The 24,948-nt window shown below is 70.5% G+C and carries 25 protein-coding genes and 1 tRNA gene; 14 read left to right on the forward strand and 12 right to left on the reverse strand.

Translation table 11 applies throughout. The annotated features are described in order from the left end of the window. The first annotated feature begins 10 nt into the window (after positions 1-10). From QFZ50_RS02115 to QFZ50_RS02125, 3 genes are all read left to right on the forward strand, one after another. Positions 11-1,450 carry an NAD(P)/FAD-dependent oxidoreductase gene (locus QFZ50_RS02115; protein ID WP_307081460.1) on the forward strand — a complete coding sequence of 480 codons (1,440 nt, stop codon included), beginning with the start codon at positions 11-13 and terminating at the stop codon, positions 1,448-1,450. Positions 1,451-1,569: 119 nt separating this feature from the next. Beyond that, positions 1,570-1,642, forward strand: a tRNA-Leu gene (locus QFZ50_RS02120). Between the two features lie 228 nt (positions 1,643-1,870). After that, on the forward strand, positions 1,871-3,268 hold the full coding sequence (locus tag QFZ50_RS02125; RefSeq protein WP_307081463.1) for an ABC transporter substrate-binding protein: 1,398 nt from the start codon (positions 1,871-1,873) through the stop codon (positions 3,266-3,268). A gap of 121 nt (positions 3,269-3,389) precedes the next feature. Here QFZ50_RS02125 and QFZ50_RS02130 read toward each other — a convergent pair whose 3' ends face one another. The 5 genes from QFZ50_RS02130 to QFZ50_RS02150 form a co-directional block, all read right to left on the reverse strand. After that, entirely contained in the window at positions 3,390-4,100 is a 711-nt protein-coding gene (locus QFZ50_RS02130) for a hypothetical protein (protein WP_307081465.1), read from the reverse strand. A 128-nt stretch (positions 4,101-4,228) separates the two neighbouring features. Beyond that, a complete protein-coding gene (locus tag QFZ50_RS02135) occupies positions 4,229-4,969 on the reverse strand; it encodes an ABC transporter ATP-binding protein (RefSeq protein ID WP_307081467.1) in 741 nt (246 codons plus the stop codon). Continuing rightward, the gene (locus QFZ50_RS02140; protein WP_307086588.1) at positions 4,969-5,955 is read right to left on the reverse strand and encodes an ABC transporter ATP-binding protein; all 987 of its coding nucleotides are present in this window, start codon (positions 5,953-5,955) and stop codon (positions 4,969-4,971) included. Before QFZ50_RS02140 ends, QFZ50_RS02135 begins: the two co-directional genes overlap by 1 nt. 149 nt (positions 5,956-6,104) lie before the next feature. Then, positions 6,105-7,085: a branched-chain amino acid ABC transporter permease gene (locus tag QFZ50_RS02145; RefSeq protein ID WP_307081469.1), complete on the reverse strand. Its 981-nt coding sequence runs from the start codon at positions 7,083-7,085 to the stop codon at positions 6,105-6,107. A 9-nt stretch (positions 7,086-7,094) separates the two neighbouring features. Beyond that, complete coding sequence (locus QFZ50_RS02150) at positions 7,095-8,447, reverse strand: branched-chain amino acid ABC transporter permease (protein WP_307081471.1); 1,353 nt, start codon at positions 8,445-8,447, stop codon at positions 7,095-7,097. 298 nt (positions 8,448-8,745) lie between these two features. Here QFZ50_RS02150 and QFZ50_RS02155 point away from each other — a divergent pair, with 298 nt between their 5' ends. Continuing rightward, positions 8,746-9,600 carry a Bax inhibitor-1/YccA family protein gene (locus tag QFZ50_RS02155; RefSeq protein ID WP_307081473.1) on the forward strand — a complete coding sequence of 285 codons (855 nt, stop codon included), beginning with the start codon at positions 8,746-8,748 and terminating at the stop codon, positions 9,598-9,600. Positions 9,601-9,680: 80 nt separating this feature from the next. Here QFZ50_RS02155 and galK read toward each other — a convergent pair whose 3' ends face one another. The 3 genes from galK to QFZ50_RS02170 are packed head-to-tail and all read right to left on the reverse strand — an operon-like array spanning position 9,681 to position 12,759. After that, the gene (gene galK / locus QFZ50_RS02160; RefSeq protein ID WP_307081475.1) at positions 9,681-10,838 is read right to left on the reverse strand and encodes a galactokinase; all 1,158 of its coding nucleotides are present in this window, start codon (positions 10,836-10,838) and stop codon (positions 9,681-9,683) included. Continuing rightward, positions 10,835-11,962 carry a galactose-1-phosphate uridylyltransferase gene (gene galT / locus QFZ50_RS02165; protein ID WP_307081477.1) on the reverse strand — a complete coding sequence of 376 codons (1,128 nt, stop codon included), beginning with the start codon at positions 11,960-11,962 and terminating at the stop codon, positions 10,835-10,837. The genes galK and galT overlap by 4 nt, the downstream gene beginning before the upstream one ends. Further along, positions 11,959-12,759 (reverse strand): DeoR/GlpR family DNA-binding transcription regulator, encoded by an 801-nt coding sequence (locus QFZ50_RS02170; RefSeq protein ID WP_307081480.1) that lies wholly within the window; start codon positions 12,757-12,759, stop codon positions 11,959-11,961. The genes galT and QFZ50_RS02170 overlap by 4 nt, the downstream gene beginning before the upstream one ends. A 132-nt stretch (positions 12,760-12,891) precedes the next feature. Between QFZ50_RS02170 and QFZ50_RS02175 the strand changes: the two genes are divergently transcribed. The 4 genes from QFZ50_RS02175 (at position 12,892) to QFZ50_RS02190 (ending at position 17,181) form a co-directional block, all read left to right on the forward strand. After that, positions 12,892-13,806, forward strand: coding sequence for an aldose 1-epimerase family protein (locus QFZ50_RS02175; protein ID WP_307081482.1), 915 nt, complete (start codon positions 12,892-12,894; stop codon positions 13,804-13,806). Positions 13,807-13,840: 34 nt separating this feature from the next. Next, the gene (locus QFZ50_RS02180) at positions 13,841-15,187 is read left to right on the forward strand and encodes an AI-2E family transporter (protein ID WP_307081484.1); all 1,347 of its coding nucleotides are present in this window, start codon (positions 13,841-13,843) and stop codon (positions 15,185-15,187) included. 158 nt (positions 15,188-15,345) lie between these two features. After that, entirely contained in the window at positions 15,346-16,575 is a 1,230-nt protein-coding gene (gene ilvA / locus QFZ50_RS02185; RefSeq protein ID WP_307086590.1) for a threonine ammonia-lyase, read from the forward strand. 12 nt (positions 16,576-16,587) lie between these two features. Then, positions 16,588-17,181: a rhomboid family intramembrane serine protease gene (locus QFZ50_RS02190; protein WP_307081489.1), complete on the forward strand. Its 594-nt coding sequence runs from the start codon at positions 16,588-16,590 to the stop codon at positions 17,179-17,181. A gap of 27 nt (positions 17,182-17,208) precedes the next feature. Here the strand turns inward: QFZ50_RS02190 and greA are convergent, their stop codons facing one another. Continuing rightward, the gene (gene greA, locus QFZ50_RS02195) at positions 17,209-17,700 is read right to left on the reverse strand and encodes a transcription elongation factor GreA (RefSeq protein ID WP_307081491.1); all 492 of its coding nucleotides are present in this window, start codon (positions 17,698-17,700) and stop codon (positions 17,209-17,211) included. A 201-nt stretch (positions 17,701-17,901) separates the two neighbouring features. Then, positions 17,902-18,333: a DUF4307 domain-containing protein gene (locus QFZ50_RS02200; RefSeq protein WP_307081493.1), complete on the reverse strand. Its 432-nt coding sequence runs from the start codon at positions 18,331-18,333 to the stop codon at positions 17,902-17,904. Between the two features lie 81 nt (positions 18,334-18,414). Here QFZ50_RS02200 and mca point away from each other — a divergent pair, with 81 nt between their 5' ends. Together mca and QFZ50_RS02210 are read left to right on the forward strand one after the other, a co-directional pair. Next, on the forward strand, positions 18,415-19,341 hold the full coding sequence (mca, locus tag QFZ50_RS02205) for a mycothiol conjugate amidase Mca (protein WP_307081495.1): 927 nt from the start codon (positions 18,415-18,417) through the stop codon (positions 19,339-19,341). A gap of 83 nt (positions 19,342-19,424) precedes the next feature. Next, entirely contained in the window at positions 19,425-19,763 is a 339-nt protein-coding gene (locus QFZ50_RS02210) for a hypothetical protein (RefSeq protein WP_307081497.1), read from the forward strand. Between the two features lie 48 nt (positions 19,764-19,811). Here the strand turns inward: QFZ50_RS02210 and trhA are convergent, their stop codons facing one another. Next, positions 19,812-20,453, reverse strand: a complete 642-nt coding sequence (gene trhA, locus QFZ50_RS02215) for a PAQR family membrane homeostasis protein TrhA (protein WP_307086591.1) — start codon at positions 20,451-20,453, stop codon at positions 19,812-19,814. Positions 20,454-20,759: 306 nt separating this feature from the next. Between trhA and QFZ50_RS02220 the strand changes: the two genes are divergently transcribed. Continuing rightward, entirely contained in the window at positions 20,760-21,521 is a 762-nt protein-coding gene (locus tag QFZ50_RS02220; protein WP_307086593.1) for an isoprenyl transferase, read from the forward strand. Positions 21,522-21,744: 223 nt separating this feature from the next. Then, positions 21,745-23,076, forward strand: coding sequence for a PhoH family protein (locus QFZ50_RS02225; protein ID WP_307081499.1), 1,332 nt, complete (start codon positions 21,745-21,747; stop codon positions 23,074-23,076). Between the two features lie 9 nt (positions 23,077-23,085). Here QFZ50_RS02225 and QFZ50_RS02230 read toward each other — a convergent pair whose 3' ends face one another. Beyond that, positions 23,086-23,853, reverse strand: coding sequence for a hypothetical protein (locus tag QFZ50_RS02230; protein ID WP_307081502.1), 768 nt, complete (start codon positions 23,851-23,853; stop codon positions 23,086-23,088). Between the two features lie 57 nt (positions 23,854-23,910). Between QFZ50_RS02230 and QFZ50_RS02235 the strand changes: the two genes are divergently transcribed. Beyond that, a complete protein-coding gene (locus tag QFZ50_RS02235; RefSeq protein ID WP_307081504.1) occupies positions 23,911-24,417 on the forward strand; it encodes a prepilin peptidase in 507 nt (168 codons plus the stop codon). A gap of 5 nt (positions 24,418-24,422) precedes the next feature. Then, the gene (locus tag QFZ50_RS02240; RefSeq protein ID WP_307081506.1) at positions 24,423-24,893 is read left to right on the forward strand and encodes an NUDIX hydrolase; all 471 of its coding nucleotides are present in this window, start codon (positions 24,423-24,425) and stop codon (positions 24,891-24,893) included. Positions 24,894-24,948 lie beyond the last annotated feature (55 nt).

The raw sequence follows: 24,948 nt of genomic DNA on the forward strand, positions 1-24,948 counted from the left end.
CATCGGGGGCATGGCATCGAACCCACACTTCTCCGACCGCCCGCGCATCCTCGTCGTCGGCGGCGGTTACGTCGGACTGTACGTCGCGCGCGGGCTGCAGAAACAGGTCAAGGACCACGGCGGCATCGTCACGCTGGTCGACCCCCTGCCCTACATGACCTACCAGCCCTTCCTCCCCGAGGTCGCCGCCGGCAGCATCGAGCCGCGCCACGCGATCGTCTCCCACCGCAAGCACCTGCGGAAGACGGAACTGATCTCGGGCAAGGTCACCTCGATCGACCACGCCGGACGCAAGGCCACCATCGAGCCCACGGGCGGCGGGGAGTCCTTCGAGCTCGGCTACACCGACGTCGTCGTGGCCGCCGGCTCCATCACGCGCACCTTCCCGATCGACGGCCTGAAGGACCAGGGCATCGGCCTGAAGACCATCGAGGAGGCCGTCGCGCTGCGCGACAGGATGCTCGAGCGCATCGAGACCGGCTCCGTCATGCCCGCGGGCCCCGAGCGCGACCGCGCGCTGACCTTCGTCGTCGTCGGCGGCGGTTTCGCCGGCATCGAAGCCATCACGGAGATGGAGGACGCGGCCCGCGACGCCGTCAAGGCCAACGCCCGCCTCAGCCGCTCCGACCTCCGCTTCGTCCTCGTCGAGGCCATGGGACGCATCATGCCCGAGGTCACCCCCGCGCAGGCCGAGTGGGTCGTCGAGCACCTCCGCTCCCGCGAGATCGAGGTCCTGCTGAACACCTCGCTCTCCAGCGCCAAGGACGGCACGCTCAAGCTCATCAACATGCCGGACAAGACCCCTGCGGACGAGTTCGAGACCGACACGCTGCTCTGGACCGCAGGCGTCCAGGCCAACCCGGTGGTCCGTTCCACGGACTTCCCGGTCGACGAGCGCGGCCGCGTCCGCGCCACCCCCGAGCTCCGCATCACGGGCGACGACGGACCCGTCGCGCACGCCTGGACCGCCGGCGACGTCGCGGCCGTCCCCGACCTGACCGGTGGGGGAGTCGGAGGCTTCTGCGTCCCCAACGCCCAGCACGCCGTCCGCCAGGCGAAGCTCCTCGCCGCGAACATCCTCGCCGAGAACTACGGCGTCGGTGAGGTCAAGGAGTACCGCCACACCAACCTCGGCGCCGTCGCCGGCTTCGGCCAGTTCAAGGGTGTCGCGAACATCATGGGCTTCGGCATGAAGGGCTTCCCGGCCTGGCTCGCCCACCGCGGCTACCACGGCTTCGCCATGCCGATGTACGAGCGCAAGGCCCGCGTGATCATCAACTGGAGCATGAGCTTCCTGTTCGGTCGCGACCTCGCCCCGCTGTCGGACCTGCAGACCCCGCAGCGCCAGTTCCGCGAAGCGGCCACCCCGCCGCCCAAGAAGGACACCGCGCTGCAGAGCCAGCCGCCCACGCCGGCCGGACAGGCCGCGTCGGCGAAGGCCACTGCCTGAAAGCACGGAACCGCACGACGAACGACGGCGACCTCCTGACCGGGGTCGCCGTCGTTCTGTCGTCTCCCCGCCGGAGGCGGCACCCCGCACGGCCCGGGGTAGGCTGGTCCGGCGGAACCGCCCCAGTAGCCCAATGGCAGAGGCAGCAGACTTAAAATCTGTTCAGTCAGGGTTCGAGTCCCTGCTGGGGCACGGGTCCTCCCGCGGGGTCCCGGCGTGTACTGCGCGGTCGGATGGTCAGTGCGCTGTGCAGTGCCCGGTGTCAAGGGTCCTCTGCGATGCCTGTGACGAGCGTTACAAGGATGTAACCCGATTCCCTTATCTCAGACACAAATTTGGATTAGCTTTTCCTACAAGCCAGGAACACCTGGCAAACAGCATCAAAGGCAGCAAGAGCCTTTCGGTCGAGGAGACTAATTCATGATTGCAACACGCAACTCGGTGCTTTTCGGCATCGGGGAGAGTGCCCCGCGAGCGGCGAAGGTGGCTGCACTGGGTCTGGGCATCGCGCTCTTCGCCTCCGGCTGTGGCGGTGGGGGCTCCACGGGGTCCGAGGCCGAGGGCGGCGACACGGAGACCAGCGCAGCTGCTGCGTCCTCCGCGCTGGCCTGTCCCGAGAGCGAAGGCGGCGCCGGCGAGGAGCAGGGCGAGAAGGGCGACCCCGCGGCCGTCCCCGCCTCCAAGACCACGAGCCCCGAGCCACTGAAGATCGGCTCGATCCTGCCGACCACCGGTACCCTGGCGTTCCTCGGCCCGCCCGAGATCGCGGGCGTCAACCTCGCCGCCAACGAGATCAATGCGGCTGGCGGCGTGCTCGGCCAGGACATCTCCATCACGCACCGCGACTCGGGTGACACCACCACCGACATCGCCACCCAGTCCGTCACGGACCTGCTGTCCCAGAACGTCAGCGCGATCGTCGGCGCCGCGTCCTCGGGCGTCTCCAAGACCGTGATCAACCAGATCACCGGTGCCGGCGTGGTGCAGTTCTCGCCCGCCAACACCTCGCCCGAGTTCACCGACTGGGACGACAAGGGCCTGTACTTCCGTACCGCTCCCTCCGATGTCCTCCAGGGACGCACGCTCGGCAACTACATCATGGAGTGCGGCGCGCAGACCGTCGGCATGATCACCCTGAACGACTCCTACGGCACCGGCCTGCAGGGCAACATCCAGGAGACCGTCGAGGGCGCGGGCGGCCAGGTCGTCGCGAACGAGATGTTCAACACGGGCGATTCGCAGTTCTCCAGCCAGGTGGACGCCATCGCCGCCGCGAAGCCGGACGCCCTCGTGCTCATCAGCTTCGACGAGGCCAAGAGCATCGTGCCGCTGCTCGTCGCCAAGGGTATCGACGCCAGCACCATCTTCATGGTCGACGGCAACACCTCCGACTACAGCAAGGACCTCGATCCGGGTACCCTCGAGGGCGCACAGGGCACCATCCCCGGCCCCTTCACCGGCACCGGTTTCCAGGACGCCCTCGCCACGGTCGACCCCGCGCTGACCAGCTACGCCTACGCCGGTGAGAGCTACGACGCCGTGAACCTCATCTCGCTCGCCGCCGAGGCCGCGGGAAGCGTCGAGGGCACCGCGATCGCCGCCGAACTCGAGGGTGTGTCCAAGGACGGCACCAAGTGCTTCGACTTCGCCGGCTGCGTGACCCTGCTGCGCAACGGTGAGGACATCGACTACGACGGCATCTCCGGCCCGGTCTCCTTCGACGCGAAGGGCGATCCCACCGAGGCTGCCATCGGCATCTACAAGTACGACGCCGACAACAAGCCGCAGCCGAGCCGTTCCGAGGTCGGCAAGCTCTAGGGCTTCCACCGGCCGATCAGGCCGGCGGTAGCAGGCGACACCCCGGGAAGAGAACCCCGGCCGCCCTTCCCCAGGAAGGTGCGGTCGGGGTTCTTTCGCGCCGGGCGGGTCCGGCCCGGGGTCAGGAGTCGCCTGATTCGCGCCTGGAGAGGGCGTAGGAGGGCTCCCGCACCGTCCGGGCCCAGTCGTAGGTCCCGGCGCCCGCGAGGGGGTGGAGGACGGCGTCGAACCGCAGGTCCTTCTCCTCGGCCGCGGGGTTCAGCCGGAGCGTGAGCGTGCCGAAGTGCTGCCACGGCCCGCGGGGCGTGGCGAAGTAGAGTCCGAGCTGCCACGGTGAGGCGCCGAGGGAGCGCGCGAAACCGCGGAGGGACGAGGGCAGCCCCGCGGGTCCGAGGGTCCGGGCTGCCAGGAGCACCGGTCCGGAGTCGCCGCGGTACGGCATCATCGTGCTCAGGGGGGCCCGCGAGACGCTGAGCCTCGGCACCAGGAGGAAGCGGCCGGGGACGGCCCAGCCCGTGGAGGACAGCAGGATGTCGGAGAAGGTGGACGGCGTCGGCCCGGAGGCGGGGTGGTGGACGCGCACGGCGAGCCCCACGATGTCGGGCAGCCCGTCAGGGGTGCCGGCGGACCGCGAGACCCGTGCCGTGGCGGGCCCTTCGCTCGGACGGTCGATCCAGGAGATCCCGCTGGTCCGGCCGTGATCGTGCACCACCACCGTGCCGTCCAGCCTCAGGCCGCGCGAGTGGATGGGGCGGTGGCGCCGGACGTGCTTGATGCCGCGGAACACCACCTCGAAGCCCTTGCCGATCGCACTGCTGGCCAGTCCCGCCATCCGGACACCCCTTCCTCGGGCGGACGCCGTCCGGCGTCCCTCCTGCCAACGTATCGGCCCGGAGGCGCCGATGGGCGGAACCGTTGCCGGCCCCGCCCATCCCTTGCGCTCCGCGCCGCCGTGGTGTGTCAGGCGGTGTCGGCGAGGGTCCCCAGGTAGAGCTGGATGACCTTCGGATCCTTCATCAGCTCGCGGCCGGTCCCCGTGTACGCGTCCTTGCCCTGGTCCAGCACGTAGGCGCGGTCGCAGATCTGCAGGCAGCGCCGGGCGTTCTGCTCCACCATGATCACCGAGACACCGGCCCGGTTGATCTCGTGGACGCGCAGGAACGTCTCGTCCTGCTTCACGGGGGAGAGGCCCGCCGACGGCTCGTCGAGCAGCAGCACGGCGGGATCCATCATGAGGGCCCGCCCCATGGCGACCATCTGCCGTTCGCCGCCGGAGAGCGAACCGGCGCGCTGCGCCCGCCGCTTGCCCAGCTCGGGGAAGAGGCTCGCGACGAAGTCGAAGCGCTCCTTGAAGTCCTTGGGCCGCTGGTACATGCCCATCTGGAGGTTCTCCTCGATGGTCAGCGTGCCGAAGACGTTGTTGTTCTGCGGCACGAACCCCACACCCCGGCTGACCAGCTTGTTGGCCTTCAGGCCCGTGAGGTCCTGTCCGCGCACCACGACGGTGCCCGAGTGGACCTTCACCAGGCCGAACATCGCCTTCAGGAGCGTGGACTTGCCGGCCCCGTTCGGCCCGATGATCCCGATGAGCTCGCCGCGGCGTGCCTCGATGCTGCAGCCGTTCAGGATGTTCACGCCCGGGAGGTACCCGGCGACGAGGTCCGTGACCTTGACGACGGAGTCGCCCTCGAATTCGTCCATTACTTCGTCTCCTCGTCCTTGTGTGCCGTGCCGGAGGCGTAGGCTCCGCCTTCGACCTCCGTCACGCCGTGCCCGAGGATCCCCTCGTTCTCGGTACCGACCACCGACTCGTCGTCGTGGGCCAGCTCCTCCTCGAGGCGCTCGATGCCCGTGGAGTCACCGAGGTCGACGTCGTGGTGCGCGCCGAGATAGGCGTCGATGACGGCCTGGTCCTTCATCACGATGTCCGGCGGGCCCTCCGCGACGACCTTGCCCTCGGCCATGACCACGACCCAGTCGGCGATGTGCCGGACCATGTGCATGTCGTGTTCCACGAACAGGACCGTCATGCCCTCGGCCTTCAGGTTCTTGATGTGGTCGAGCAGCGACTGCGTCAGCGCCGGGTTGACGCCGGCCATCGGCTCGTCGAGCATCACGAGCCGCGGGCGCACCATGAGCGCCCGCGCCATCTCGAGGAGCTTGCGCTGGCCGCCGGAGAGCGAGGCCGCGTAGTCGTCCCGCTTGGTGTCGAGCTTGAACTTGGTCAGCAGCACCTCCGCCTGCTGCGTGATCTCGCGCTCGCGGCCGCCCCAGATGCCCTTGAAAAGGGCCCGGGCGAGGCTCTCGCCCGGCTGGTCGGTGGCACCCAGGCGCATGTTCTCCATGACGGTGAGCTTGCCCATGACCTTGGTGAGCTGGAACGTCCGCACCATGCCCATGCGGGCCACCTTGTGCGGGGCGACCTTGGCCAGCGGTTTGCCGTCGAACTCCCAGTCACCGCTGTTCGGGGTGTCGAAGCCGGTCAGCAGGTTGAACAGCGTCGTCTTGCCGGCGCCGTTGGGGCCGATCAGCGCGGTGATCTTGTGCCGGGGGATCTCGAGGTACTCGACGTCGACGGCGTTGATGCCGCCGAAGCTGCGCGTCACGTTCTGCGCGATCACGATGGGGTCCCGCTTGCGGCACCCCGGTCCCGACTCACCGGTGGTGATCGGCGCCGAATCGTTCATGTGGTCGGAAGCGCCGGAGGCGCCGGCGGCTGCGGGGGAGGCGGCGTCGGTGGACGCCCCTCCGCCGACGGCGTGGGAGCCTCCGGTCAGCGCGTCGTCACCCGGTGTCGCGGCGGTGTCGTCGGGATTGCTGGTGCTGTGGTTGCCGGTCATGCGAACGCCAACTCCTTCTTGTTACCCAGGACGCCCTGCGGCCTGAAGACCATGAGCAGCATCAGGGCCACACCCACGAGGATGTAGCGGAGCTGACCCGCCTGTGAGTTGGACAGGAACGTGATGGCGCCGACCTCGATCGCGCCGTACAGGAGTCCCTGCGTCAACGAGAGCACTACCCAGAAGATCATCGCCCCGATGACCGGTCCGAGGACAGTGGCCATGCCGCCGAGGAGGAGGCAGGTGTAGAGGAAGAAGGTGAGTTCCGTCGCGTAGTTCGCGGGCTGCACGGCGCCGCGGGGCAGCGTGAAGATGATGCCCGCGAGGGAGCCGAGGACACCGCCGATCACGAGGGCCTGCATCTTGTAGGCGTAGACGTTCTTGCCGAGCGAGCGCACCGCGTTCTCGTCCTCCCGGATGCCCTTCAGCACGCGGCCCCAGGGGCTGCGCATGAGGAGCCAGACCACGAGGCAGGCGATGATGACGACGGTCCAGCCGACGATGCGGATCCAGAAGTCGCGCTCGTTCATGCCGAGCGGACCGATGTGGTAGGTGCCGGGCGGGAACGGGTTGAGCCCGTAGAAGCCGCCCTCGAACGCCGCGAGTCCGTTGGCGGAGCCCGTGATGTCGGTGAGCCCGTTGGTCGTCACGATGTAGCGGATGATCTCCGCCGCCGCGATGGTCACGATGGCGAGGTAGTCCGCCCTGAGCCGGAGTGTGGGGATGCCGAGCACGATCGCGAAGACCACCGAGGACAGCAGCGCGACGAGGACCGCCACGGGCAGGGGGGCGTTGAAGCTGAGCGTCGAGATGGCGTACCCGTAGGCACCGACGGCCATGAAGCCGGCCTGGCCGAAGTTCAGGAGGCCGGAGTAGCCGAAGTGGACGGCGAGGCCGAGCGCGGCGAGCGCGTAGGCCGCCGTCGTCGGGCTGATCAGTTCGCCGAAGGCGTTGACGAGGATGTTTCCGAAGTCCATGGGGAGCCCCTAACCTATGCGCTCTCGGCGGCCGAGGATACCCTGCGGCCGGAACAGGAGCACGAGAATCATGATCAGCAGCGCTCCCACGTACTTGAGGTCTGCTTCGAGCCAGATCGTGGAGATCTCCACGAACAGCCCGACGATGATGGAACCGACGAGCGCGCCGAAGACGGTGCCCAGTCCGCCGAGGGTGACACCGGCGAAGATGAGCAGCAGGATCTGCTGGCCCATGTTGTAGGACACGCCCGGCCGGTAGTAGGCCCAGAGGATGCCGCCGAGGGCCGCGAGCATCCCGCCGACGACCCAGACGATGCGGATGACGCGGTCCACGTCGATGCCGGAGGCGGCGGCGAGCGCGGGATTGTCCGCGACGGCGCGCGTGGCCTTGCCGATGCGCGTGCGCAGCAGCAGGAACGCGACCGCGAGGATGACCACGAGGCTCACGATGAGCGAGGTCAGGTTGTTGCGCGAGATGGAGACCGACCCGAGGTCGATGATCTGGCTCTGCGAGCCCGGCAGCTGCTGGGTGGCCCCGCCGAAGAAGAACTGGATGATGTACCGCAGGGCCAGTGCGAGGCCGATGCTGACGATCATCATGGGGACCAGGCCCGTGCCGCGCCGCCGCAGGGGCTTCCAGAGCCCGGCGTCCTGCACGTAGCCGAGCAGCCCGCCGCCGAGGACGGCCAGGACGATCGAGACGGCGATCGGGAGGCCGGCACCCGCGAAGGCGAACGCGAGGACGGCACCGAGGGTGACCATCTCGCCGTGGGCGAAGTTGGTCAGGCCCGTGGTGCCGAAGATCAGTGAGAGTCCGACGGCGCTGAGGGCGAGGAGGAGGCCGAAGCTGAAACCGGCCAGGGCGCGCTCGGCGAGGGTCTCCAGGAACGAGGTCTTCTGCGTGACGATGCCCTCGCCGAACAGGAACAGAGTCGTGGCGCTGGAGGTGTTGGCGAAGGTGACCTGGCGCGGGTTCTCCTGCCCCTCGGCGAGGGCGATGCCCTCGGGGAGGGTGTCCTCGTCGATGGCCACCTCGTAGGTGCCCTGCTCGGGCACCCCGATGCTCCAGGCACCGTTGGCTCCGGACGTGGCTTCCCCTTCGAAGCCGTTGCCGGTCGCGGTCACGGTGACGTCGGCGATGGGGCCGTCGGCCCCGCGGAGGACGCCGCCGATCCGGTTGTCGAATTCGGCGGCCTGGACGGTGCCCGCGCTCTGGGCCTGGAGCACGGTGACGTGCTGTGCCGGGGCGGGCGGTTCGGGGGACGCCTGCGCCGCGGGGGCGCCGAGCAGCACGATCGTCAGAAGGCCGAGCACCAGGAGCAGCGACCTCCTGATCCGTGCAGGCGTCGATAGGGTGATCAAGATGGGAACCTCCACGGTGGGGGCAGGCCCGACGGCAGCCGCCGGGATCAACAGTTGTGACGAGTGTCACGGACGTGGGTGTCATGTTACTAGCGGCATGTTTCGCCATTTCGCAAAAGCATCCCGGCAAGGTAGCAATTCGGTAACGAATGTTTTACCAAGGGCCCTTTGCAGTTGAAATTCCGCATCCGGCGACCCCCGTCCGGAGCGATCCGTCCGGGAACAAAACAGGGTAGGAACCGTTGGAATTGGTAGGGTTGGACGAACACGCAGCCCCCTACTGGAGGACTAACTCACAATGGCACTTGGCGGCAATCCGGTATTCAACGGAAAGAACTTCCGTTCCGCTACCCGGGGCAACGAGACCGCGGGTTTCGGGACCATGACCTACGGCGGCACGGCCGTCGCGAACCAGCAGCAGCTGGAGCACATGTACAACCAGCCGTCGGCCGGCCCCGCGGAGACCGGGCGCATGACCTTCGACGACGTCATCGTCAAGACGCTGCTCTGCCTCGGCTTCGTGCTCGTGGGTGCTGCCATCCCGGCGTTCCTCGTACCGGGCCTCGCCCTCCCCCTCATGGTGGTCGGCGCGCTCGGCGGGTTCGTGCTCGGTCTCGTCAACTCGTTCAAGCGTGAGCCCTCACCCGCGTTGATCCTCGCCTACGCCGGGCTCGAGGGCCTTTTCCTCGGCGGACTGACCATGTTCCTCGAGTCGATGTATCCCGGTATCGCCGTGCAGGCGGTCCTCGGCACCCTCGTGGTGTTCGGCGTGACGCTCGCCCTCTTCAAGAGCGGCAAAGTCCGCGCGACGCCGAGGGCGATGAAGTTCTTCATGATCGCGCTCATCAGCTACGCGGCCTTCTCGCTGCTGAACCTCGGCCTCATGGTCTTCGGCGTGAACGACGACCCGTGGGGCCTCCGGGGCGCCGACTTCCTCGGGACGGGCATCCCGTTCGGCGTCGTCATCGGCATCCTGGCCATCGGCCTCGCGGCCTTCTCGCTCATCATCGACTTCACCTCCATCAGCGAGGGTGTGCGGCAGGGTGCGCCGCAGCGCTACTCGTGGACCGCTGCCTTCGGGCTGACCGTCACCCTCGTGTGGCTGTACGTCGAGATCCTGCGCCTGCTCGCGATCCTTCGCGGCGACGACTAGCAGTCCCGGGCGCCCCGGCGTCCTGAGACGGAAGAGACCCGCAACCACCGGTTGCGGGTCTCTTCCGTTCTCGCCCCGGATCAGGCGATGCGTGCCGCTCCCGCACCGGGCAGGACGCTGAAGATGACCGGGGCGCGGAAGCCCGCGGCGGCGAAGGCGCTCTCGACGGCCGAGCGGATGGCCGGGACGTCGTCCACCCGTGCCAGGGCGATCGCCGCGCCGCCGAAACCGCCGCCGGTCATGCGGGCACCGAGGGCGCCGGCCTCGAGCGACGCCTCCACGGCGGCGTCCAGTTCGGCGCAGGAGATCTCGAAGTCGTCGCGCATCGAGGCGTGGCTGGCCACGAGCAGCGGGCCCAGGTCCGCCGGGCCCGTGCTCGTGAGGACCTTCACGGCGTCCTCGACCCGCGCGTTCTCGGTGACGATGTGGCGGACACGGCGGAAGGTCTCCTCGTCCAGGACACCGGCCGCCTCCGCGAGGTCCGGGACCGAGAGATCGCGGAGCGCGGGGACCCCCATGAGCTCGGCGCCGAGCTCGCACGAGCGCCGCCGTGCCGCGTAGCCGCCGGTGGAGTGCGCGTGGCTGACCCGCGTGTCGATGACCATGAGCTCCAGTCCCGCGCCCTCCAGGTCGAGGGGGACGAGCCGGGAATCACCCGAGCGGCAGTCGAGGAACACCGCGTGGCCCACCTCGCCGAGGAGGGAGGCGGACTGGTCCATGATGCCCGTGGGCGCGCCGACCATCCGGTTCTCGGCGAGCTGCCCGATCACCGCGAGCTCCCGGCGGGAGATGCCGGCCTGCGAGAGGTCGTTCGCCGCGACGGCCACGGAGCACTCGAGGGCCGCGGAGGAGGAGAGGCCCGCGCCGACGGGCACCGAGGAGTCCACGAGGAGGTCCATGCCGGGGCAGCGGTACCCCGACTGCTCCATCGCCCACAGGACGCCGAGCGGGTACGCCGCCCACCCCTCGATGCCGCCTTCCTCGAGCGTGTCGAGGTCGACGGTCACGGGGGCCTCGTCGGGCGCGAAGGTGGACGCGACGCGGACGATCCGGTCCGGCCGGACGGCGGCCGCGACCGTCGTCGAGTGCTTGAGGGCGAACGGCAGCACGAAGCCGTCGTTGTAGTCGGTGTGCTCGCCGATCACGTTGACGCGTCCGGGCGCGGACCAGAGGCCGTCCGGTTCGGTGCCGAAACGCTCGGTGAAGGCCGCCGCGAGATCGAGGGGTGTGGAGTTCATGCCTGGTCCTTACGTACTGGAGCGGGAGTGGCGCCGCGGAGTGCCTCCGCGACCTTCTCCGGGGTGGTGTCGTTGATGAAGGCGCCCATCGCGGCCTCCGAGCCGGCCAGAAACTTCAGCTTGTCGGCGGCGCGGCGAGGTGAGGTCAGCTGCAGGTGCAGGTAGCTGGCGGGGCGGAGGGCATCGTCGATCGGTGCCTGCTGCCAGGCCGCGATGTACGGGGTGGGTGTGGGGTAGAGGGCGTCCAGTCTACCGAGGAGCTCCAGGTAGACCGTGGTCAGCTCGTCGCGCTCCTCGCCCGTGAGGCCCGCGATGTCGGCGACCTGGCGGTGGGGGACCAGGTGCACCTCGAGCGGCCAGCGGGCGGCGAAGGGCACGAAGGCGCTGAAGTGCCTGCCCTCGATCACCATGCGCTCGCCCGACGAGCGTTCGGCGGCCAGCGCGGAACCCATGAGGGTCTGCGTGCCGCCGGAGGCCTCGAAGAACTCGGACGCCCGGGCCGCCAGGGTCGCGGCGCGCGGCGGGATGAACGGGTACGCGTAGATCTGTCCGTGCGGGTGCAGCAGCGTCACGCCGATGTCCGCCCCACGGTTCTCGAAGCAGAACACCTGCTTGATGCCGGGCATGGCGGACAGGGCCTCGGTGCGCTGCGCCCACGCGTCGATGACGGTCCGTGCGCGGTCGGGGCTGAGGGACCCGAAGGAGCCCTCGTGCGCCGAGTCGAAGGCGACCACCTCGCACCGTCCGTAGGCCGTCGCCGTCGTACCCCACGCGGGGGACGCCGGGAGGTCGCCGAGATCGGGGCCGAAGGACGAGAAGCGGTTCTCGAAGACGACGACCTCGTAGTCGGTGGGGATCTCCGAGAGGTTCGACGGCGTCGTCGGGCACAGGGGGCACTGGTCGGCGGGCGGCAGGTGCGTCCGTGACTGCCGGTGGGCGGCCACCGCGATCCACTCCCCGGTCAGGGCGTCGTAGCGGGCGGTGCCGGCCGGGCCGCGCGGAGGCAGGCCGCGGGGGTCGTGGGTCGCGGCGGGATCCCGGTGCCGTGCGGCACTCTCCTCCCGGGCGTCGAAGTAGATCAGCTCGCGCCCGTCGGACAGTCGGGTGGGGGTGACGTGGGTCATGGTCGCTCTTCCAGGTGGGGGTCGGGAACGGGGTCGCAGAGGATGCGGGTGCGGGCGGCGTAGTCGTCCCCCGGCTGCCGGTCGGTGACGAGGGCCGCGGCGGCGTCGAGGCCCGAGACACGGGCGAGGCTCACGACGCCGAGCTTGGACGCGTCGGCGAGGACGACGAGCTGTCCGCAGGTCCGGGCGAAGGCACGGTTCGTCTCGGCCTCCGCGAGATTGGGGGTGGTGATGCCGGCGTCCGCGTCCACGCCGTGCGCTCCCATAAAGCACAGGTCGGCACGGAGCGAGGCGATGGCGTTCGTGGCGAGGGGGCCGACGAGGGCCTTTGACGGCGTGAGCTGCCCGCCCGAGAGCAGGACCTGCGGGGCGGCGTCGCCGGGGGAGCCGGCGTGCAGCCGGTGCAGCTCGTCGGCGAGGGGGAGCGAGTTGGTGATGACGGTCAGCCCCTGGATCCGCGCGAGGAGGGGCGCCAGCGCATAGGTGGTGGTGCCACCCGTGATCGAGACCGTCATGCCCGGCGCCAGGAGGGAGACGGCCGCCACGGCGATCCTCCGCTTCGCCTCCCCGCCCCGCGTCCGGTTCGCATCGAAGCCGGCCTCCACCGAGCTGAGGCTGCCCGGGCGCACCGCGCCGCCGTGCACGCGCACGAGCGCGCCCCTGGCCTCGAGGATGTCGATGTCCCTGCGGACGGTCATCTCGGAGACGCCCAGCGCCACGGCCAGGCCGCTGACGCGGACCGCGGGCTGCCGGGCCAGGCGGTCGAGGATCGCCGCGTGGCGTTCGGCTGCGAGCATGATCCTCCTGTCGGCGGGCAGGCACGGGGTATTCGAACCAGACCGCACCAAAACGAACAAAACCTATCATACGCATCGGCGCCACCCGGCGGCCAGGAAAAGGCGGGCCGGGAGCGGCTGTAGCATCGCTGCATGACTTCGGAGACCCGACCGGCGAGCGGCACCAACTACACGCTGAGGGCCGGCGCCGCGACCGTCGTCGTGGCGACCCTCGCAGCCGCCCTGAGGTCCTACCGGTACGACGGCGTGGCCCTGACCGAGACCTGGGGTGACGACGCCATCCCCGCGGGCGGGGGCGGCATCCTGCTGGCGCCCTGGCCGAACCGGGTCGCGGACGGGCGCTGGACGCTGCACGGCAAGGACCAGCGCCTCGACATCACGGAGCCCTCGAAGGGCAACGCGATCCACGGCCTCCTGCGCAACACCGGCTACCGTGCGGTGGACGTCGGCGCCTCCCGCGTCGTGCTCGACGCCGAGATCTTCCCCCAGCACGGGTACCCCTTCCACCTGATCCACCGGGCGACGTACGAGCTCACGGAGGAGCAGCTGACCGTCACGCAGGAACTCACGAACCTCTCGGCGGATCCCGCCCCCTTCGCGCTCGGCGCGCACCCCTACCTGAAGATCTCCGACGTCCCCACCGAGGACCTCACCCTGACCCTGCGGGCGGCGGAGATGTTCGAGGCCGACGACCAGTCGATCCCGACCGGCAGGGCGGCCGTCTCGGGGCAACACGACCTGCGGAAGGGGCAGAGGATCGGCGACATCCGGTTCGACACGGCCTTCACGGACCTCGACCTCGTGGACGGACGCCACGAGCACGTGCTCTCGGCTCCGGACGGGCGGCGCGTGACCCTCTGGGCCGACGCAGCCTTCGCCTACGCCCATGTCTTCATCAGCACGATCTACCCCGGAGTGAGCAAGGCCGTGGCGGTCGAGCCGATGACGGCCCCCGCGAACGCCTTCAATTCGGGGGAGGGCCTCCGGTGGCTCGAGCCGGGGGCGACGTTCTCCGCGAAATGGGGCATACTCCCGGGTCTCGGATAGCGGGCGCCCGGGCCTTCTATGGAAGGATTGGCGCATGCAGCGTCTCCCCGGAGCGAAACCACAGCGCGCCATCCAGCGTGTGGTGAGCCGTGGCGCCGCCGCCCTGCCGGATCCGCTGCCCCGGCACCCCGCGGACGCGCCCGGGACGGTGCACGCGGACCAGCGGGACGACAGCACCCCCGACCGCTCCGACGTCCCCGTCGCCCTCAGGATCGCCGCGTCCTGGTCGTGGCGGCTGGGGCTCGTGATCGTCATCAGCGCGGCCCTGATCTACCTCCTGAGCCGGATCTCCCTCCTCGTCATCCCCCTCATGATCGCCGGGCTGGTCGCGGCGCTGCTCATGCCGCTGAAGAACGCCCTCCGGCACCGGAGGGTCCCCAACGGCCTGGCCGTCGCGATCACGCTCGTGGGCTTCTTCGGGATCATCACGGGAGCGCTGCTCCTCGTCGGGCGGCAGCTCGCCCTCGGGGTCTCCAGCCTCGGCGGTGAGGCGCAGGACGGCGTCCGGCAGCTGCTGGACTGGCTCTCGCAGGGCCCCCTCCAGCTCACGACGTCGCAGATCGACCAGTACCTCCGGGACATCGGCACCGCCGTCCAGAGCAACAGCGCCTCCATCCTCAGCGGGGCGCTCTCCTTCGGGACGACGGCGGGTCACGTGGCCGCGGGCACGCTGCTCACGGTGTTCGCCCTGATCTTCTTCCTGCTCGACGGCGGCCGGATCTGGCGGTTCCTCGTGGGCCTCACGCCCCGGCGGGCGCGCGCGGCGGTCGACGGCGCGGGGCGGCGCGGCTGGATGTCCATGGCCAGCTACGTGCGGGTCCAGATGGTCGTCGCGGCCGTCGACGCCGTCGGTATCGGCGTGGGGGCCGCCGTCATCGGCGTGCCCCTGGCCCTGCCGCTGGGTGTGCTCGTGTTCCTCGGGTCCTTCATCCCCATCGTCGGGGCCCTCGCCACGGGCTCCGTCGCGGTCCTGCTGGCCCTCGTCGCCAACGGGTGGGTCAACGCCCTCGTGATGCTCGCGATCGTCCTGCTCGTGCAGCAGGTCGAAGGGCACGTGCTCCAGCCGCTCATCATGGGGCCCGCCGTCGCCCTCCACCCGCTCGCCGTCGTCCTCGCGGTCGCCGGTGGCACGCTGCTCGCCGGGATCCCGGGCGCCCTCTTCTCCGTTCCGCTCCTCGCGGTCCTCAACACCTCCGTGCGCTACATCGCACAGCGGGCCTGGGAGTACGATCCCGTCGTGGCGCGGGAGGGCTGGCCCGGAGGGGGAGGCATTAGCGGGCCGGTGGCGGCGGAGCAGGACTCCGCGACGTCGCCGGCCAGCACCCCGGGACCTCCCGCCGCCGCGTCGGCGCCAGCCCTCCAGAAAGAGACCTCCCAGTGACCGAGCAGACCGTAGCGACCACCCGCACCACCGAAACCACCCCCGAAGCCACGCCCGGAGCCACCGGGACCACCCCCGGGGGGACCACCGGCCTCACCGCCGATCCGGTCACCGGGTCGACGGCGGTCCCGGGCTTTCCCGCCGGGACCGACCTCCCGGTGACCCTCGCCGACGTCGAGGCCGCCCACCGCACCCTCGAGGGCGTGATCGCCCGGACGCCGATCGAGCAGTCGCGGGCCCTCGGCCGCCTCACCGGCTCACCCGTGTCCTTCAAGTGCGAGAACCTGCAGCGCGCCGGGTCCTTCAAGGTCCGCGGCGCCTACAACCGCATGGCCAAGCTGAGCGAGGCGGAGCGCGCCCGCGGCGTCGTCGCGGCATCCGCCGGCAACCACGCCCAGGGCGTCGCCGTCGCCGCGGCCCGCCTCGGGATCGCCGCCCGCATCTACATGCCCCTCGGAGTCGCCCTGCCGAAGCTCGCGGCGACCCGCGGCCACGGCGCCGAGGTGGTGCTGCACGGCCACAACGTCGACGAGGCGCTCACCGAGGCCCGGAGGTACGCGGACGAGACCGGCGCCGTGTTCGTCCACCCGTTCGACAACGTGGACGTGGTCGCGGGCCAGGGAACACTCGGCCTCGAGATCCTCGAGCAGGTGCCCGACGTCGACACCATCCTCATGGGAGTGGGCGGAGGCGGGCTCCTCGCCGGCGTGGCCGTCGCCGTCAAGGCCCGGGCGAAGGAACTCGGCCGGACCATCCGGATCATCGGGGTCCAGGCTGAGAACGCCGCCGCGTACCCCCCGTCCCTGGCGGCCGATGCGCTCGTGCCCCTGACGAAGGTCTCCACCATCGCGGACGGCATCGCCGTCGGACGTCCCGGGCAGCTGCCCTTCTCGATCATCCGGGAGCTCGTGGACGACGTCGTGACGGTCAGCGAGGACTCCCTCGCCCGCGCGCTCATCTTCCTCCTGGAACGCTCCAAGATGGTGGTGGAACCCGCCGGCGCCGTGGGCGTCGCAGCCCTGCTCGACGGGAAACTGACCGAGGACGGCGCGCAGCCCGGCAACACCGTCGTCGTGCTCTCCGGCGGCAACATCGACCCGATGCTCATGCTGAAGGTCATCCAGCGCGGCCTCGCCGCGGCGGGACGCTACCTCGTGGTGCGGATGCTGCTCGACGACCGGCCCGGCTCGCTGGCCACCATCTCCCGGATCATCGCGGAGTCGGACGCCAACGTGACGGGCGTGGACCACACGCGGGTGGGCGGCTCCATCAGCATGGGCGACGTCGCGATCACCATCAACATGGAGACCAAGGGCGAGGAGCACTGCGAGCAGGTCCTCAGCAACCTGCGCGCCGAGGGCTTCCAGCCGGTCGTCATCAAGGGCTGAGGGAACGTGCCCGTGACACCGCTCGCGCGCAGGGCCCAGGCCGGCCTGATCACGGTCGGCGGCCTCGTGGCCGTGATGTGGGTGGTGTTCGTGCTCGACCTGCTCCTCGGGAACCTCCTGGTGCGGACCCTCGGGATCGAACCCCGCCAGCTCGACGGGCTCGACGGCGTGATCTTCGCGCCGCTCCTGCACGGAGGCATGGAGCACCTGGCCGGCAACAGCCTGCCCCTGCTGGTGCTCGGGTTCCTGGCCTTCCTCGAGGGTGCACGGCGCTTCGCCGTCGCCGTCGGCACCAGCTGGCTCGCGTCCGGGCTGGGGACCTGGCTCTTCGGCGGAGGGCTGACCATCGGAGCCTCGGGCGTGGTGTTCGGGCTCTTCGCCTACCTGATCACCCGGGGGTTCTACAACCGCGACTGGAGGCAGATCCTCCTCGCCGTCGTCCTGTTCGCCGTCTACGGGTCCATCCTGTGGGGCGTCCTGCCGAGACTCGGATCCAACATCTCGTGGCAGGCCCACCTCTTCGGGGCGCTCGGCGGCATCCTGGCCGCGTTCCTGCTCAGACGGAAGCGGCCCGCCCCCGGAGGGACGGACCGCTTCGGCGCCTGACCGGGCCGGCCGGCAGGGCGGACGCCGTCAGCCGACGTATGGGGTGGCCGAGAGGATCTCGACCGTGATCTGCTTGCCGTTCGGGGCGGCGTAGGTGACGGTGTCGCCCGCCTTCTTGCCCTGGATCGCGGCGCCCAGCGGGGACTTCTCGCTGTAGACGTCCACGTTCGTGTCGCCGGCCACCTCGCGGCTGCCGAGCAGGAAGTTCTCGACGTCGCCGGCGATCTTCGCGGACACCATCTTGCCCGGCTCGACCACTCCGTCGTCGGGCGCCGCCTCACCGACGTGCGCGTTCTCGAGCAGGTGGGTGAGCTGCCGGATGCGGGCCTCTGCCTTGCCCTGCTCCTCCTTCGCGGCGTGGTAGCCGCCGTTCTCCTTGAGGTCGCCCTCGGAGCGGGCCTGCTCGATCCGGGCGACGATCTCCGTGCGACCGGGACCGGAGAGGTGCTCGAGCTCGCTCTTGAGTCGGTCGTAGGACTCCTGCGTGAGCCAGGCGACAGGGGCGCTGTTAGTGGACACGGGACTGCTCCTTCGGTACGGCCGCCCCCGCGGACGGAGGGGCTTGAGGTCGAGCGGACGATGGCGGAGACACCATCCGCGGCAAACAAACACCCCGCCTCGTGGGACCGGTGGACCGGTACGCCGGTGAAGCGGGGCGCTACGTATCCGACCAGTCTAGGGGGGCCGGGGCCAGAACCCAAGAGATCCGCGCGGTGCCGGTCAGTCCTCGACGATCCAGCAGGCGTTGACCCCACCGGAGACGGCGGGCGAATCGGTGCGGACGTCGGTGCGGTGCGCCGTCGTGCCGCCGGCGTTCACGCCGTCCTCGGCACTGTTGGGTCCGATGGTGACCACCTTCCACCCGACCACCGCGTAGTTCTCGCTGAGCACCTGCACCGCGCACTGCGCCGTGGCCGAGCGGTCCTTCGTCACCTCGAAGTCCACGCTCGCCCGGCCGTCCGAGGCGAGGGAGAAGCCGACGTCCTTCGAGGAGACGTCGGGGCTGCCGGAGGTGAGCGCCACGGCACCGACCGCCGCCACCGCGGCGAGGAGCACTGCGATGATCAGCAACCGCGCACGGCTCAGCCGTCGGACGGGCTTCGGGTTGCCGTAGCGATTGGCTACTCTTGAGGGCGTAGGGGCGGAGCTCACCGTCCCATTTTACCGTCCCCCGTCGCAGTCCCCGCCGGCCGGTCCCTTCGCGGCCGTCCGTCCCCGCAGAGCCAGGAGCACGTGTTGCCAAGCCAGGATCTTCCCCGCGCGTCGAGTGCGGGCTTCCGCCTCCTCGCGGTCCACGCCCACCCCGACGACGAGTCGAGCAAGGGCGCGGCCACCATGGCCGCCTACGTCGCGGCGGGTGCGGAGGTCATGGTGGCGACCTGCACCGGCGGCGAGCGCGGTGACATCCTCAACGCGGCAATGGACGGCGACGCCCACGCCAAGCGTGACCTGCCGGGCCTCCGGCGCGTCGAGATGGCGCGTGCCGTCGCCGAGCTCGGCGTGCAGCAGCGGTGGCTGGGCTTCACCGACTCGGGACTGCCCGAGGGCGACCCCCTCCCGGACCTGCCCTTCGGCTGCTTCGCGCTCCAGCCCCTCGAGCGTGCCGCAGCGCCCCTCGTGAAGCTCGTCCGCGAATTCCGCCCCCACGTGATCCTCAGCTACGACGAGAACGGCGGCTACCCGCACCCGGACCACATCATGGCGCACCGCGTCGCGGTGGAGGCGTTCGAGGCGGCCGGCGATCCCGCGCGTTACCCGGGCACGGGCGAGGCCTGGGCCCCGTCCAAGCTCTACTACGACCGCGCCTTCAACCCGGAACGCTTCCGCGCCCTGCACTTCGCCCTCGAAGAGGCCGGTCTGCAGTCGCCCTACGCCGAGCGCCTCGCCCAGTGGCTCGAGGCGGACGCGGAAGGCCACCAGCCGCCCGCGCCGGCGCACGCCACCACCACGCAGATCCGCTGCGGCGACTTCTTCGGGCACCGCGAGCGGGCGCTGATCGCCCACCGCACGCAGGTGGACCCCGAGGGCTTCTTCTTCGCCGTCTCGGTCGAACTGCAGCAGCAGGTATGGCCGTGGGAGGACTACTCGCTCATCACCTCGCGCGTGGACTCCGCCGTGCCCGAGGACGACTTCTTCGCCGGCATCACGCCCGGCACCTAGGTCCGCCACGCATTTCTATCCCGCGTAGAATTATCGGTGGCGGGCCACCCTGATCCGCCGCGAGCTTCGAAAGTGGTGCCTGCGTGTTCCTTGACCTCAGCCTGGCTGCGACCGTGACGCCGTCGGGGGACCCGACGCTGAAACCGGGCCTCGATCCGTCGTCGGTCACCCCCGGGACGCTCGGCTTCCTCGCGACGCTGTTCGTCGTCGTGCTGGTCATCTTCCTGATCCGCGACATGGTCAAGCGCATCCGGCGCGTCCGGTACACCGCCGAGGTGGAGCAGGCACGCCTGCAGCGTGCGGGCGGGATGCCGTCGGGTGCGGACGACGCCGGCCGGGACCGTCCGCAGGCACGGGAGGCCGGGGGCGACGACGGCGGACGCCCCCTGCCGGGCGGGAAGCACGGCCCGGACAACCGCTGAGGCACGCTGCGCACAACCGCTGCGGGCAGCCGGTGGACCCGGCTGGTCCTAGGCGCCGGACGGGTGCAGGACGGCGATCGTGATCGCGATGAAGTGCGCCGCGAAGGCCGCCACCGTGAACGCGTGGAAGAGCTCGTGGAAGCCGAACACGCGCAGTGAGAAGTTCGGCCGCTTGATGCCGTAGAACACCGCCCCCGCGATGTACAGCACACCGCCCACGCAGATGAGGGTGGCGGCGGGGACGTTCGCGGCGAAGAAGTCCGGCATGTAGAACACCGAGCCGAGGCCCAGGGCCACGTAGATCGGTACGTACAGCCAGCGCGGGGCGTCGACCCACAGATTCCTGAAGAGGACGCCGGCGAGGGCACCGCCCCAGATGATCCACAGCAGGGTCTCGGCCTTCCCCCGGTCCAGCAGGGCCCAGGCGAGCGGCGTGTAGGACCCGGCGATCACCAGCATGATGTTCGTGTGGTCCAGGCGCTTGAGGACCACCTTCACGCCCGGGCTCCAGTTGCCCCGGTGGTACACCGCGCTCACACCGAAGAGCAGCACGCCCGTGAGCGCGTACACGGCGGAGGCGATCCGGAGCCCGGGCGTGGGCGCCACGGTCACGAGGACGATGCCCGCGGCGACCGCGAGGGGCGTGGCGACGGCGTGGATCCACCCGCGCCAGAGGGGCTTGGCGGCCATCGCGTCCGCGAGGGGTCCCGCGACCGAGGACACGGCCTGCTGGAGGGTGCTGTCGCGGCTGTCCGCGGAATCCGAGGGGCCCGGAAGGGGAGCCGGATGGCGCGGGGTCATGCCGGAATTCTAGCCGATACCCCGGCCCGCCAGCTGTCGAGGAGGGGGTGTCCGCGGCCGGTCCGGCCGGGTATGCAGGCCTTTGCCCGGCAACTGCCGGTACGGTGGAGGTATCCGGGGCGCAGGCGCCCCGTGTCGTGAATGCCTCCGGCCCGGACCGGAGCGGAAACCAGGGGAGGGCAGCCGGGCGTGAGTCTGAAGTTCCCCGGAGTCGGCTACAGCTTCTACGAACGCAGGCTGCAGCGGAACCTCGCGCCCGAGCGCATCCCGCACCACATCGGCGTCATGGTGGACGGCAACCGGCGCTGGGCCCGGCTCGCAGGGGCTCCGACGAGCCACGGGCACCAGGCGGGTGCGGACAAGATCCACGAGTTCCTCGGCTGGTGCGAGGAACTCGGCGTCGACGTCGTGACCCTGTACATGCTGTCCACGGACAACATGGGCCGGCCCCAGGAGGAGATCGACCAGCTCCTCGACATCATCGCCAACACCCTCGACCGCCTGGGGGAGAGCAACCGCGTGCGGGTGCAGCCCGTCGGTGCCCTCGATCTCCTGCCCGAAGACCTCGCGGACAAGCTCACAGACCTGGCGGCATCCACCGAGAAGATCGACGGCCTCCACGTCAACGTGGCCGTGGGGTACGGGGGACGGCGGGAGATCGTCGACGCCGTCAAGGAGCTGATGAGGGATGCCGCGGCGAAGGGCATGTCGCTCGAGACCCTTGCCGAGGAACTGACGGACCAGCACATCTCCTCCTTCCTGTACACCCGCGGGCAGCAGGACCCGGACCTCGTGATCCGTACCTCGGGGGAGCAGCGGCTGTCCGGTTTCCTCATGTGGCAGAGCGCCTACAGCGAGTTCTATTTCTGCGAGGCCCTCTGGCCCGATTTCCGCCGCGTCGACTTCCTCCGCGCCCTGCGCGACTACGGCCGCCGGCAGCGCCGCTTCGGCTCCTGAACGTTCACCGGCCCTTCACCCGCGACACGATGAAGGGGCCTGCGCTGCGCGGGCCGACGGCGTAGGGTCTATCCATCGACGGACGCCGGATCCGCCGACGGAAGGCCGCTGATGACGCCGATGGTGCCAAGCACCTCGCACGAGTCGGGGAGGCCGTCCGGCCTCCTGGCCGGAACACCCACCCCCTACGAGTTCGGGGTGCCCACCCCGGAGCGGAGTTCCTGTGGCTACAACCAACACCCCGCACCCTAGCGACGCCAGCGACCCGCGGCGCAGCTACGTCATCGACACCTCGGTGCTCCTGTCCGATCCCCATGCCATCCTGCGGTTCGCGGAACACGAGGTGATCCTCCCGATCGTCGTCATCAGCGAACTCGAGGGCAAGCGCCACGATCCGGAGCTCGGGTACTTCGCGCGGAAGGCCCTGAGGCTGCTGGACGACCTGCGGGTGGAGAACGGCGGGCTCGACACCGACGTCCCGCTCGGGGACGAGGGCGGCACGCTCCGCGTGGAGCTGAACCACGTCTCGCCCGAGGTGCTGCCGGTCGGCTTCCGCAGCGGCGACAACGACTCCCGGATCCTCGCCGTCGCCAAGAACCTCGCCGTCGCGGGGCGTGACGTGACGGTGGTCTCCAAGGACCTGCCGATGCGCGTGAAGGCATCCGCCATGGGCCTGCAGGCCGACGAGTACCGCAACGAACTGGTCAAGGATTCCGGCTGGACGGGCGTGGCCGAGCTCGATGCCACCGTCGAGGAGGTCAACGCCCTGTACGACCACGAGGCCGTCCTGACGCCGGGCGGGGCCGAGCAGCCGGTCAACACGGGGGTCATCCTGCTGTCCCCGCGCGGCTCGGCCCTCGGGCGGGTGGGCGCCGACAAGCACATCCGGCTGGTCCGCGGCGACCGGGACGTCTTCGGGCTGCACGGCAGGTCCGCGGAGCAGCGCCTGGCCATCGACCTGCTGATGGACCCCGAGGTGGGGATCGTCTCGCTGGGCGGCCGCGCCGGGACGGGGAAGTCCGCCCTGGCGCTCTGCGCGGGCCTCGAGGCGGTCCTGGAGCGCCGCGAGCACCGCAAGGTCGTCGTCTTCCGGCCCCTGTACGCCGTGGGCGGCCAGGAACTCGGCTACCTGCCCGGGAGCGAGAACGACAAGATGAACCCGTGGGCGCAGGCCGTGTTCGACACCCTCGGTGCGCTCGTCTCGCCCGAAGTGGTCGAGGAGGTGCTGGACCGCGGGATGCTCGAGGTGCTGCCGCTCACCCACATCCGGGGCCGCAGCCTGCACGACTCGTTCGTGATCGTCGACGAGGCGCAGTCGCTCGAGAAGAACGTGCTGCTCACCGTCATGAGCCGCATCGGCCAGAACTCGAAGATCGTCCTCACCCACGACGTGGCGCAGCGCGACAACCTCCGGGTCGGCCGGCACGACGGGATCGCGGCCGTCGTCGAGATCCTCAAGGGACACCCGCTCTTCGGCCACGTCACGCTGACGCGCTCGGAGCGCTCGCCCATCGCGGCCCTCGTGACCGAACTGCTGGAGGGGACGGACGTGTAGGAGGGCCCGCTAGCCCACGATCCAGGGGACGTGGCGGCTCACGTCGCTGAGCTCCGGAGGAGCCGCGCGGAAGTAGTCGTCGGTCAGGTACTCGTCGACGCCGAGGATGGCGAGGTCGTGGCCTGCGCCCCGCGTGGGACCGTCGAGCGCCGTCGTGGACACGCAGACCGCGGTGCCGACGTCGATGAGTACGCGGGTCCGGCCCTCCCCGACGAGGGGGCGGCCGGGCGCCGCGGGCTCGTAGGAGGGGTTCGGGGTGACGGTGGCCGCCAGGACGGGGCGGCCCGCGAACGTCTCCTCCGCGACGTCCTCCACCTCCACCCGGTTCGCGCCCGGGTACACCATGGCCACCGGCGCGTTGCCGGCCAGTTCCACCGGGTCCAGCATGGAGGACCAGCGGGGATCGCCGAACACGGCCTCGCCGTACGCGGCCTCGGGCCGGCGGCGCACGAGGCCGGCGCCGTCGTACACGGGCGTGACGAGGCGCGGTGCGAGGAGCCAGGATTTCCGGGTGGCACTGACGTAGAGCGCGTCGCGGGACTGTTCGTTGCCGGTGGTCGAATGCAGCAGCGTCCCGTCCGCCGCCTCGACCCGCAGCGCCGCGGGCCGGCGCAGCCAGGCCCTGAGCGGCGGGGCGGTATCGGCGCCCTGGTCGGACGGCGCCCGCCACGCGATGGTGAACTGCAGCGTCTCCCAGCGCCAAGGGGAGGAGCGGCAGAGGGAGCGGAAGGTTTCCACCGGCGTGGAGGCGGAACTGGTGCTGCGCTGGCCCGACATTTCCACAGTGTAACCGGCCTTCGCCGGCCGGTCAGGGCCGTCGCGTAGCGTGGGGGCGTGACCGCCGTGCTCGCCGACTACCTGGTGCAGGAGCCGCTCGCCTTCGCCCTGCTCACGGCCGCGCTGCTGGGCTTCCTGACGGTCGGCGGACGGCTGAGCGTGATCGACTGGCGCACGCACCGCCTCCCGGACCGGATCGTGCTGCCCTCCTATCCGGCGGCCGCCCTCCTGCTCGGCCTCGCCGCGGGGGCCGCCGGCGAGTGGCACCGGGTCCTCGGGATGATCGCCGGGGGAGCCGTCCTCTGGATCGGCTTCGGGGCGCTGCACCTGCTGTCCCGGCGCGGCCTCGGCTTCGGCGACGTCAAGCTCGCGGGGCTGCTGGGCCTCTACCTGGGCTTCGCGGGAGGCGCCGGGCTCTGGTGGGGGCCCGTCTTCGCCGTCGTGCTCGGCGGGCTCTGGAGCCTCGCGCTCGTCCTGGCCGGCCGGGCCACGCCGGCCTCCCCGGTGGCGTTCGGCCCGTTCCTCATCGGCGGGGCTGCGCTGGCGCTCGCTGTACTAGCCTGAAGAGCATGCCCACTCCCGATTTCGTCCTGTCGCTGCGCCGTAAGATCGGCCACGATCCGCTGTGGCTGCCCGGTGTCGGCGGCGTGGTCCTCGACGACGACGGGCAGGTGCTCCTGGGGCAGCGGGCGGACAACGGCCGGTGGGCCATCATCACGGGCATGGTCGATCCGGGGGAGCACCCCGCCGTGGCGCTGCGACGGGAGGTGGAGGAGGAGACGGGCGTGGTCGTCGAGGTCGAGTACCTGCTCGCCACCGGGGTCGAGGGCCCCATCACGTTCCCCAACGGCGACGTGTGCACGTTCCTCACCCTCGATTTCCGGTGCCGGTGGGTGAGCGGGACCGCGCGGGTGAACGACGACGAGTCGCTCGACGTCGGGTGGTTCCCCCTGGACAACCTGCCGCCGCTCAAGCCACGGCACCTGGCGCTCGTGCAGCAGGCCGGGGCGTTCGACGGCGTGACCCGCTTCCTCTCCTGACGCCGCCGGCCCGGCAGTCCTCGGGGGACTGCCGGGCCGGCGGTGTGCAGCAGGG

This window comes from Arthrobacter agilis (assembly GCF_030816075.1).
Lineage (GTDB): Bacteria > Actinomycetota > Actinomycetes > Actinomycetales > Micrococcaceae > Arthrobacter_D > Arthrobacter_D agilis_E.